The 9,182-nt window shown below is 65.2% G+C and carries 13 protein-coding genes and 1 pseudogene; 10 read left to right on the top strand and 4 right to left on the bottom strand.

The features are described from left to right. The 3 genes from tnpA to tnpC all read left to right on the top strand — a co-directional run. Positions 1-333 (top strand): IS66-like element accessory protein TnpA (gene tnpA, locus B2V90_RS22960; protein ID WP_293923218.1); only part of this gene is annotated, 333 nt, incomplete at its 5' end. After that, the gene (gene tnpB, locus B2V90_RS22965; RefSeq protein WP_025292355.1) at positions 330-677 is read left to right on the top strand and encodes an IS66 family insertion sequence element accessory protein TnpB; all 348 of its coding nucleotides are present in this window, start codon (positions 330-332) and stop codon (positions 675-677) included. The genes tnpA and tnpB, both read left to right, overlap by 4 nt. Positions 678-732: 55 nt before the next feature. Continuing rightward, positions 733-2,292, top strand: coding sequence for an IS66 family transposase (gene tnpC / locus B2V90_RS22970; protein ID WP_064312076.1), 1,560 nt, complete (start codon positions 733-735; stop codon positions 2,290-2,292). 107 nt (positions 2,293-2,399) lie between these two features. On the opposite strand, the gene B2V90_RS22975 is transcribed toward tnpC, so the two are convergent. The 4 genes from B2V90_RS22975 to B2V90_RS22990 all read right to left on the bottom strand — a co-directional run bounded on the left by B2V90_RS22975 (position 2,400) and on the right by B2V90_RS22990 (position 4,325). After that, positions 2,400-2,819, bottom strand: a complete 420-nt coding sequence (locus B2V90_RS22975; RefSeq protein ID WP_293923222.1) for a hypothetical protein — start codon at positions 2,817-2,819, stop codon at positions 2,400-2,402. A gap of 112 nt (positions 2,820-2,931) precedes the next feature. Then, positions 2,932-3,216 carry a hypothetical protein gene (locus B2V90_RS22980; protein WP_066782290.1) on the bottom strand — a complete coding sequence of 95 codons (285 nt, stop codon included), beginning with the start codon at positions 3,214-3,216 and terminating at the stop codon, positions 2,932-2,934. A 140-nt stretch (positions 3,217-3,356) separates the two neighbouring features. Continuing rightward, complete coding sequence (locus B2V90_RS22985; protein WP_066782291.1) at positions 3,357-3,689, bottom strand: helix-turn-helix domain-containing protein; 333 nt, start codon at positions 3,687-3,689, stop codon at positions 3,357-3,359. Positions 3,690-3,827: 138 nt separating this feature from the next. Then, positions 3,828-4,325 (bottom strand): hypothetical protein, encoded by a 498-nt coding sequence (locus B2V90_RS22990; RefSeq protein ID WP_126014072.1) that lies wholly within the window; start codon positions 4,323-4,325, stop codon positions 3,828-3,830. 231 nt (positions 4,326-4,556) lie between these two features. Between B2V90_RS22990 and B2V90_RS22995 the strand changes: the two genes are divergently transcribed. The 7 genes and pseudogenes from B2V90_RS22995 to B2V90_RS23025 all read left to right on the top strand — a co-directional run. After that, on the top strand, positions 4,557-4,811 hold the full coding sequence (locus B2V90_RS22995; protein WP_371262956.1) for a hypothetical protein: 255 nt from the start codon (positions 4,557-4,559) through the stop codon (positions 4,809-4,811). A gap of 40 nt (positions 4,812-4,851) precedes the next feature. Continuing rightward, positions 4,852-5,136, top strand: a complete 285-nt coding sequence (gene traL, locus B2V90_RS23000; protein WP_293923224.1) for a type IV conjugative transfer system protein TraL — start codon at positions 4,852-4,854, stop codon at positions 5,134-5,136. Continuing rightward, positions 5,137-5,724: a type IV conjugative transfer system protein TraE gene (locus B2V90_RS23005; protein ID WP_007406332.1), complete on the top strand. Its 588-nt coding sequence runs from the start codon at positions 5,137-5,139 to the stop codon at positions 5,722-5,724. Next, positions 5,721-6,533 carry a type-F conjugative transfer system secretin TraK gene (locus B2V90_RS23010; RefSeq protein ID WP_007406304.1) on the top strand — a complete coding sequence of 271 codons (813 nt, stop codon included), beginning with the start codon at positions 5,721-5,723 and terminating at the stop codon, positions 6,531-6,533. The genes B2V90_RS23005 and B2V90_RS23010 overlap by 4 nt, the downstream gene beginning before the upstream one ends. Further along, positions 6,530-7,849, top strand: coding sequence for a TraB/VirB10 family protein (locus B2V90_RS23015; RefSeq protein ID WP_066760161.1), 1,320 nt, complete (start codon positions 6,530-6,532; stop codon positions 7,847-7,849). The genes B2V90_RS23010 and B2V90_RS23015 overlap by 4 nt, the downstream gene beginning before the upstream one ends. A gap of 35 nt (positions 7,850-7,884) precedes the next feature. Then, on the top strand, positions 7,885-8,682 hold the full coding sequence (locus tag B2V90_RS23020; protein ID WP_293923225.1) for a DsbC family protein: 798 nt from the start codon (positions 7,885-7,887) through the stop codon (positions 8,680-8,682). Then, positions 8,679-9,182: pseudogene (locus B2V90_RS23025) on the top strand (conjugal transfer protein); the annotation flags it as partial. The gene B2V90_RS23020 and the pseudogene B2V90_RS23025, both read left to right, overlap by 4 nt.

The raw sequence follows: 9,182 nt of genomic DNA on the forward strand, positions 1-9,182 counted from the left end.
CGCCAATCTTTGCAACAGAGCCAGCTGGAGATCCTGGCCGAGGCGTTCCGGCCGGGCGTGCGGGTCCGTGATGTCATCGCCCGGCGCGAGGTGTCGAGCAGCCTGATCTATACGTGGCGCAAGCAGGCGCGGCTGGGCAAGCTGGGCGGGGTCGCGCCTGCGCTGCCGGCATTCGCCGAGGTGCGCGTGGCCGATGTCGCCGCACCTGCGCCGCAGCCGGCGACATCCACGTCCGGCCTCATCTGCATCGAATTTCCGGGTGGCGTCCGAGTGAGCGTGGACGGGTCGGTGGACGCCGGCGCGCTGGCGCGAGTGTTGTCGGTGCTGCGTTGAGCCCCACGCCGTTGCCGACGCGGGTGTTCCTGGCGTGTGGCGTCACCGACATGCGCAAAGGGTTCGATGGCCTGGCGGTACTGGTGCAGCAGGTGCTGGCCCAGAACCCGCACTCGGGCGCGTTGTTCGCGTTCCGGGGCAAGCGGGGTCATCTGGTCAAGCTGCTGTGGTTCGATGGGCAAGGCCTGTGCCTGTTCTCCAAGCGGCTCGACCGGGGCCGGTTCGTCTGGCCGGTGACCGCGACGGGCACGGTGACGCTGACGCCGGCACAATTGTCGATGCTGCTGGAGGGCATCGACTGGCGTCGCCCAGAGCGGACGTTCACGCCGACGCTGGCGGGGTGAAAACGGCGGTTTTGCGACGCTTTTTCTCGCCCGTCGATGCGTGATCTGTTATGAAATGCGGGTGCTGGAAGCGCCTGTTTCCCCTGCTGATGCCACCGCGCGGATCACCGCGCTGGAGGCATCGCTCGCCCGGGCGAATGCCGCGCTCGCCGCCCGCGATCTGCTCATCGACACGTTGCGCGGGCAGATCGCCCGACTGCGGCGGATGCAGTTCGGTGCCTCCTCCGAGAAGTTGGGCCGCGAGATCGAACAGCTCGAGCTGGCGCTGGAAGAGCTGGAAACGGAGCGGGATGTTTCCGAAGTCGAGACTGCGGCGCCTGGAGTAGCGCCGCGCCTGGCACCGGTCCGCAGTCTGCCGGAGCATCTGCCGCGCGAGGAGGTCGTCCACGAGCCGGCGTCCGGTATCTGCACCTGCCCGGACTGCGGTGGTGCGCTGCGCCGGCTGGGCGTGGACGCGCACGAGATGCTCGACATCGTGCCGGTGCGCTGGCGGGTCGTGCGCAACGTCCGCCCCAAATACAGCTGCCGGTCTTGCGAGAAGATCGTCCAGGCACCCGCGCCGGTCAGCGCTGTGGCGCGGGGCAAGGCGACCTTCGCGACGCTGGCGCACGTCGTCGTCTCCAAGTTCGACCACCATCTGCCGTTGTACCGCCAGGCCGAGATGATGGCCGCGCAGGGGCTCGAGATCGACCGCTCGACGCTCGCGGGCTGGGCCGGGCAAGCTGCAGCACTGCTCGACCCGGTGGTCAGCCGTATCCGTGACGAGGTGCTCAAGGCCGACAAGATCCACGCCGACGACACGCCGGTGCCGGTGCTCGAACCCGGCCGTGGCAAGACCGCGACCGGGCGGCTGTGGGTGTACGCCGCCGACGACCAGGCGTCCGGCAGCACGACACCGCTCGCAACATGGTATCGCTTCACGCCCGACCGCACCGCGGCGCACCCGCAGGCGCATCTCGCCGGCTTTCGCGGCTTTCTCCAGGCCGATGCCTATGCGGGCTATGACGCCCTGTACCGCGGTGGCGTCACAGAGGTGGCATGCTGGGCACACTTCCGGCGCAAGGTGTTCGACCTGCACGAGCGCCTCTCCACGCCGCTGACCACCGATATCCTGGAGCGCATCGGCGCGCTCTATGCCGTCGAGGCGGAGGTGCGTGGTCAGCCGCCGGATGTACGCCGTCGAGCGCGACAGGAACGAAGCCAGTCGCTGGTCGACGCCTTGCGCGAGGTGCTCGACGCTGCCCTTCGCCGCCTTTCGCCCAAGTCCGACATGGCCAAAGCCATCGCCTATGGCACCAAACGCTGGCCGGCGCTGTGCCGCTTCCTGGGTGACGGGCGTCTGGAGATCGACAACAACATCGCGGAGCGGGCCCTGCGCGGCGTCGCCGTGGGAAGGCGCAACTGGCTGTTCGCGGGTTCGCGCGCAGGCGGCGAGCGAGCCGCCGCCATCTACACCGTCATCCAGACCTGCAAGGCCAACGGCGTCGACCCGCAGGCCTATATCGCCGATGTCATCGCCAGGGTCGCCGGCGACTGGCCCGCCACCCGCTGGGACGAGCTGATGCCGTGGAACTGGGTGCCCCAGACAGATCAGCCAACAGCCCAAGCCGCATAAACTGCGGTCCTCACGCCACGCTTACGCCGCTCGGATGGGCACACATCCTCCTCACTGGCGAGTACCTTTGGCCCAAGGACGCCGGCGCTTAGGGTGTCATTCCGCCCTCAGCCGGAACCGACCCCGAGTGCAGCGGTGAGCACCGACTCGATCGCGATGCGGTTGAGGAGCGAGGTAGCAGGATCGATGTCAGTATCGACGCCCAGCGAGCGTAGGCGCTCGCGGACTAGGGCCGTCTGAAGGCTCATCTGCTTCAACCGCTCTTCGGCGCGCTCTGCCTGGGCGGTCATGCGCGCGACCGCGCTATGGATGCTTCCGTCGGCGGAGACCAGCTCGGCCGCGGTCAGCGTCAGGGTCTTCACGAAGGCATTTGCCTCCTGGGCAGTTGCACCGATGATGTGCATGACCTCTGTTGAGAGCTCGCCGATCGTCGTCGCGGTGCCATGGAGATCCGCTGGTGCCGAAATCGCTCGCACGTCTTCCTGTCGGAGGCGATAACCGCCGTCGATCAGATTGGCGACGGCCATGAAATGGGCCTCGTCAGCACCTTCGAAATAGGTGTGAGCGAAGCCGTAATTCTCGGGGCTGTGCGGCAGTCGATGCTCGTCGAGAAAATCGACAATGGCATGACCCGACTCGTCAGCTGGTGGCCTTTGCCGCATGTCCGTGGTCCGCTGTCTCGTGGTTTGAAGCCTCGGGTTCGGCCAGCGATGGTGGCGAACGGAAGCCCTCTGGCCCTAGAAATTCGTATTTGAGATATCGATCGGAGTCGATGCGCTCGAAAACCGCGTTGATGACAGCTTCCCTGGAGCCGAGGCCCAGACGATCCTGAAGTCGCTCTGCGATCGCTAATGCTACGGGCGACAGCGCCACGGTCGACCGCCGGTACCCCGCATTGTCTTCCCGCTCCTTTTTCAGGCGCATGGACCGCGTGCTTTTTTTGATCTCGGATGGGTCGCTGGGCATAAGCAAGCGTCATTCTGCCACTCGGACGCTTAGCGCAAGGTGATGTGACGGTAAGACGGGGCGGTACATTTCGAGACTGGTAGTGTCGACGACCGACTTCAGCCGGTCAGCCCAGTTCGACCGATGCCGCGTTCGGAGCCAGTCACTATCTCGGGGATGTCGGGATCGGAAAGGATTGCCGAGAAATACTCGAGGCTTTCGGTAACTGCGGTCGCGAACCTCGGGCTGTAGTACACCATCGGCTCGTGAAGGATGTCGACGGCGATATAGGCGCGGACAGGGTCGATCTGCAGGATATCAACAAACTGGTCGATCAGTCGCCCTGTGAAGGGCGTTTGGCCGGCTCGGATTTTGTTGACGAGGCTAAGGCTCTTGCCGAGGCGGCGAGCCATTTCGGCATTTGTCACTTTCTTCAGACGCCACTCAGCCATGAACAACGCGTGAAGACGTTGTTGCCGATCTTCGCAGACTGAAGCCTTTGTAGACTGGTGGTACATACTGCGACCCCCGTTAGGGGTCTAATACGCATCTATCCGTTCACGTTGTCAACCACCGCCACGCAGCGCGATTCATGAACTCTCCGTAAATGTGCCATGAAATGCGGCGAGTAGCCCGATAATGAAGGTGAGCCGAATTGGCGCAAGCGATCCGGATGCGTCGCCAGCATGGGCACGCGCGCGCTGAAACAGGTCATTCTGGTGCATCTGAATGCGTAACGTGACCCGAATCGGACCGGGGATGTCGGCATCTCGCGCCTCGTGAACAAAGGGGGCAGGATCACGGCAAACGACGAAATTCTCCAACCCTTTCATAGAGGTAGCGGAAACAGTCTCAAATCCGCATGTGGCCAATGAATGAATGCGCATCGCATCCACGGCGAGGCGGAACAGCGAGTGATCCACTTTGAAGGTATAAAGCGCCTGGGGCATATCGGACCGTACGACAAAGCGGCGGGTGTCGCCATCGGCCGCATAAAGCCGACCAGATGCGATACGATGCGTAACCGGATCTCCTCCGGCAAGGCGCATCAACAAATAGTGTAATTTTTTTACACTGATCCAAGTCATACCGCCTTAGAATCCGCAGTAGGCGGGGCGTTGTTCCGGGCGACCAAGATGTACTTGGCGCGAGACAAATAGTGTAATTTTTTTCCATCTTGCGGGAGTCAGTTTCTTCCTCCCTTTTAAGGGTGACGCAGCAATCCGCTTCGTCTTTCAAGGGGAAAGAGCATGTCTGCACTTTCAATGCCGAAGGGTGGCCAGATCAATGGCGTCCTTCTCGGCCTGGCGATCATCGCGATGGTGATGGTCCTGGGCGCGTCGGCGGCGTTCGCCGGCGCCGATACGACGTTCAATACCGCGCTGACGAAGTTCACGGACTTCCTCGAGGGCTCGGGCGGCAAGATCATCACCGTCATGAGCCTGGCCGGCGGCATCGTCGCGCTGGCGTCGGGCCGCTTCAGCCTCGGCCAGGTGGCCGTTCCCGTCGCCGTCGGTGTCGGCGCGGGCACGGGTATCCCGATCGTCACCTCGACCGTCACCGCGACCATCTGAGGCGTCGGCTGGATCAACCGCTGGGAGGGCGGCTTAGCTTATGGACCGGTACACCATCCCTTCGCATCTCGACGACCCGGAGCTGATCGGCTTCTGGACGCCGGACGAGTTCCTCGCGATGGCGATCCCCTTCATCTGGGGGATCCTGTCGCAGCACGTCGTGATCGGATTGATGGTCTCGTTGCTCGGATGGTGGGGATTTCGGAAACTCAAAGCCGGCAAGGCCACGTCGTGGATTCTCCACATGGCCTACTGGCACCTGCCGTCGAGTTTTACTGGGCTGAAGGCGACGCCGCCCTCCCACCTTCGCGTGATGGTGGGCTAAATGGATTATTCTGTCGGTCTCGCGCAGTCGCAGCGCGTCCTCAAGCAGCGCAACATGCTCGGCATCGTCGCGCTGGTCCTCGCGGGCCTCGTGGTGCTGCTGTTCCTGGTCGGCGCGACCCGTGACCGGGAGATCGTCCTGCAGCCGATCGTCCGCTCCCCGTTGACGCTCTCGTCGAGCGGGGTCAGCGAGCAGTATCTGGAGATGGTCACGCGCGACACCGCGCTGATGACGCTCAACCGCTCGCCCGAAAATCTCGAATACTGGATGGACTCGATCCTGGCGATCGCCACGCCGGAAGCACATGGTTCGCTCAAGCGCGACCTGATGAAGATCCTCAACGAGCAGCGCGGATCGAGCATCAGCCAGTATTTCACGCTCGCCGGCATGAAGGTCGATCCCGAGAAACTGACCTCGGAAGTGACCGGCACGCTGCACACCGTCGTCGGCTCGAAGTCGGTCACCGCCGAGCCGAAGACCTTCCGCTTCTATTGGGCGTATCGCGGCCTGACCCTCCAGCTCAAGGGCTTCGGGATGGTCACCAAGGCCGACAAGGACGCCGCGGCAACCATCGGAGACGACGCATGACCGCCTGGGTCGCAGTCGGGCTGATCGGGGGCGGGACCGCCTTCGCATCGCGCCTGTGTTCGCTATCGCGCCTGATCGGGGCGGGGATGATCGTGGCGGGCGGCGTGGTCCTCGCCGCGCCGGCCTTCGCCGACGAGCATGTGCTGGCAAAGGACAACAGCGAGGTCGCCTGCACGATGTCGAAGTCGGGGCTGACCCGCGTCAGCCTCAAGGACGATCGCTTCGCCAGCGTCTCGAAGCTGACCACAGGGGTCGATACCGACGATTTCACCGTGGTCAATGAACCGACCCGGGGCGACATCTATGTGTCGGTCCCGGAAGCCTATTCGCGGCCGAACGTGTCGTTCTTCGGCACGACGTCGAAGGGTTATGTGTACAAATTCTCGTGCCGGCTCGCCGGCGACGACGCGCAGCAGGTGTTCGTCGAGAACAAGGATATCGGTGGCGCTGCGGAAACGCAGGTCGCGGCCGTCGCGGCATCGCCGCAGGAGGCGTCCGCCACGCTGGTCCAGGCGATGTTCCAGTCCGCGCCGCTCGAAGGGTTCGAGGTCAGGCCCGCGGTCACCGACCCGGTGATGATTGGCTCGCTCAAGGTCCAGATGGTCGCCGAGTATCGCGGCGCCAGCCTCGCAGGCCGCACGCTCAGGATCGAGAACCGGGGCAAGGTTCCGGTCGCGCTGGGCGAGGGAACGATCGCACCGTCGAACGCGATCGCGGTCTCGGTCGCCAACCCCAACCTCAAGCCCGGTGAAGCCACCACCGCCTATATCGTCACGCCTTCGGGCCTCGCCAACGGAGTGCGGCCATGAGCCTCAAGGACATCTTCCAGCGTAACCGTGCCAAGCAGCTCGATACCGAGCCGGAGGAGGGCGGGGACAGCGAGCTGATGGCCGGCAACGATGCCGTCCGCAAGAAGCAGCTGCTCTACCTCGGCTGTGGTGGCGCCGTCGCGCTGGTGCTGGGCTCTTGGTACGTCATGGGCGACGATGCCAAGCTGAAGCCGGTCGGCACCGACGGGAAGGAGGTGAAGATCACCACCGACGACATGGTCAACCGGAACATGTCGCAGCGTGAATGGCAGGCCGCATCCGAAGCGCAGATGCAGTCGATCAACAATCAGCTGAAGGGCGTCGACGGCCAGCGCGCGCAGATGGAGCAGTTGCAGGCGCAGATCGCCGCGCTCCAGGGCGAGAAGCAGTCGATGGCGAGCGATGGCCAGCGGGTCATGAGCGCCTATCAGCAGGAGAACGACCAGCTTCGCCAGCAGATCGCGCAGCGTAACGCCGCGCCGGCCGCGCCGGCTCCGACGCAGATGTATGGCCCCGGCCAGCCCAATTACCGCACTCCCGGCGCGCCGATGACGGCGGGCGAGGCGGCAGCGGCTGCGGTGTCGCAGTCGCGCTCGATCAAGCTGGTGTCGTTCGAGGGCGGCCCCTCGGGCACCGCGACTCGGATCTCGGGTGGCACGACCAGCTACACCGACAGCCCCAATTACCTGCCGCCCAACTCGATCGCGAAGGCGAAGGTCATCGTCGGCGTCGACGCCTCGGCGGGGGTGCAGTCGCAGACCGATCCGCTGCCGGTGATCCTGCGCATCACCGGCCCGGCGCGCTCGGTCTACCAGAACGGCAAGCTGCTCACGACGCGGATCGAAGGCTGCGTCATCAACGGCGCGGCGCGCGGCGATCTCTCTTCCGAGAAGGTCTATGTGAAGCTGCAGCGGATGACCTGTCCGCAGGCCAATGGCCGGTTCGCGGTGTCGGACGTGAAGGGCTTCATCAGCTTCGCCGGCAAGACCGGCGTGCGCGGCCGTGTCGTCAGTCGCGAAGGCGGGCTCGTCACCCAGGCCTTCATCGCCGGGATAGCGGGCGGGTTCGGGCGTGGCTTCTCGGCCAACACCGACATGCTGCTCCAGGGCACCAACGTCACCGTCAACGGCAAGCGCCAGCAACTCGGCATCGGCGATATCGCCCAGGCCGGGATCGGCAACGGCGTCGCGCAGTCGGCCGACATGGTCAGCAAATACCTGATCGAGCGCGCCGAACAGTACCAGCCCATCATCGAGATGCCGACCGGCATCGATGTCGAGATCGTCTTCCTCGAAGGCGTCTTCATCCAGAACTGAGCCCGGAAGGAGGCGGTCACATGGCAAATACTATCATGATCGGCGCGATGGCGGGGGCGGCGATGCTGCTGACCGGCTCGGCCGAAGCGCCGATCGGCGCGCAGGTCCAGGTCGCGCTGCAGAAGCGGCTTCCCAAGACCAAGGTCGATGCGATCGACTGCTCCAAGGTCGACGGGCTGTGCGAGGTCGTGGCGGGTGCGAACTTGTTCTACGTCGACAAGTCGGCGCGCTATCTCGTCATCGGCCGCGTCTATGACATGGAGACGCGGCAGGATCTGACCGCCGCCAAGCTGCTCGCGCTCAATCCCGATATGCTGGTGGGCGGCGCGGCGAAGGACAATGCCACGCCCGATGCGCCCGAGGCCGGCGCGGCGCGGGCGGGTGCGCGAGTCACGACCCAGCCCGCCGTCGCCCGCACGCTCGATGTGACGCGGCTGTCGAGCAAGGGTGCGATCGCGTGGGGTTCGGGCACGCAGACGGTCACCGTCTTCTCCGATTTCCACTGCGGCTACTGCCGCGCGCTCAGTCAGGCGCTCGAGACGATGAACGTGCGCGTCATCGAGCGCCCGATCTCGGTGCTGGGAAGCCGCGAGATCGCCGACCAGGTGCTGTGTGCCCGCGATCGTCATGCGGCGGTCCGCGCGGCCTATGCGCAGAACCCGGTCCCGGCAGGCGCGAAGTGCGACACCAGCGGTCTCGATGAGAACGAGGCGTTCGCCAAGGCGCACGGCATCAACGGGACGCCCGTCATCGTCCGCTCCGACGGGGCGGTGATCGAGGGCTTCAAGCCCAAGGCCCAGCTCGTCGAATGGTTGAAGGGAGCCAAGTCGTGACCCGATCCGTGATCCGCCTGCCGGCCTGCCCGGTTTCCGACTATCGCCCGCACGCCCGCGCCAAGCGTATCGCCGCGCTGGCGATGACCGCGAGCCTGGGACTGCTCGCCAGCTGTACGACGCTGGGCACCAACATCTCGGGCAAGTTCGCGTGCGGCGCGCCCGAGGGTGGCAGCTGCTCGCCGGCGACCGTCATCGATGACAAGGCGCTGGCCGAGATCACTGGCGACAGTGGCTATCATCCCGCAGGACCGTACCAGGCACCCGCGCGCAACAGCGGTGGTACGCAGCGGATCGCCTATGCCTCGACGCCGGTGCCGGCGCAGGCGGCGGGGGTCGGGCCGCAGAAGGTCTTGCGGATCGTGTTCCCCTCGCATGTCGACGCGGCGGGGCGGTTCCACGAGACCGCGGTGGTGCAGGCGGTGGTCGACAACGGCCAGTGGCTCGCGGCGACCGATGGCCACGGCTCCGCGCTCGCCGCGACGCAGACGCTCAACGTC

It is taken from the genome of Sphingobium sp. UBA5915, assembly GCF_002431195.1.
Taxonomy (GTDB): Bacteria; Pseudomonadota; Alphaproteobacteria; order Sphingomonadales; family Sphingomonadaceae; genus Sphingobium; species Sphingobium soli.

Excerpts from the sequence above, each read along its gene's own strand:
- tnpC (WP_064312076.1), top strand. The coding sequence starts at position 733 with ATGCGGGTGCTGGAAGCGCCTGTTTCCCCTGCTGATGCCACCGCGCGG.
- B2V90_RS22975 (WP_293923222.1), bottom strand. The coding sequence starts at position 2,819 with ATGGCCGTCGCCAATCTGATCGACGGCGGTTATCGCCTCCGACAGGAA.
- B2V90_RS22980 (WP_066782290.1), bottom strand. The coding sequence starts at position 3,216 with ATGCGCCTGAAAAAGGAGCGGGAAGACAATGCGGGGTACCGGCGGTCG.
- B2V90_RS22985 (WP_066782291.1), bottom strand. The coding sequence starts at position 3,689 with ATGGCTGAGTGGCGTCTGAAGAAAGTGACAAATGCCGAAATGGCTCGC.
- B2V90_RS22990 (WP_126014072.1), bottom strand. The coding sequence starts at position 4,325 with ATGACTTGGATCAGTGTAAAAAAATTACACTATTTGTTGATGCGCCTT.
- B2V90_RS22995 (WP_371262956.1), top strand. The coding sequence starts at position 4,557 with ATGGTGATGGTCCTGGGCGCGTCGGCGGCGTTCGCCGGCGCCGATACG.
- traL (WP_293923224.1), top strand. The coding sequence starts at position 4,852 with ATGGACCGGTACACCATCCCTTCGCATCTCGACGACCCGGAGCTGATC.
- B2V90_RS23005 (WP_007406332.1), top strand. The coding sequence starts at position 5,137 with ATGGATTATTCTGTCGGTCTCGCGCAGTCGCAGCGCGTCCTCAAGCAG.
- B2V90_RS23010 (WP_007406304.1), top strand. The coding sequence starts at position 5,721 with ATGACCGCCTGGGTCGCAGTCGGGCTGATCGGGGGCGGGACCGCCTTC.
- B2V90_RS23015 (WP_066760161.1), top strand. The coding sequence starts at position 6,530 with ATGAGCCTCAAGGACATCTTCCAGCGTAACCGTGCCAAGCAGCTCGAT.
- B2V90_RS23020 (WP_293923225.1), top strand. The coding sequence starts at position 7,885 with ATGATCGGCGCGATGGCGGGGGCGGCGATGCTGCTGACCGGCTCGGCC.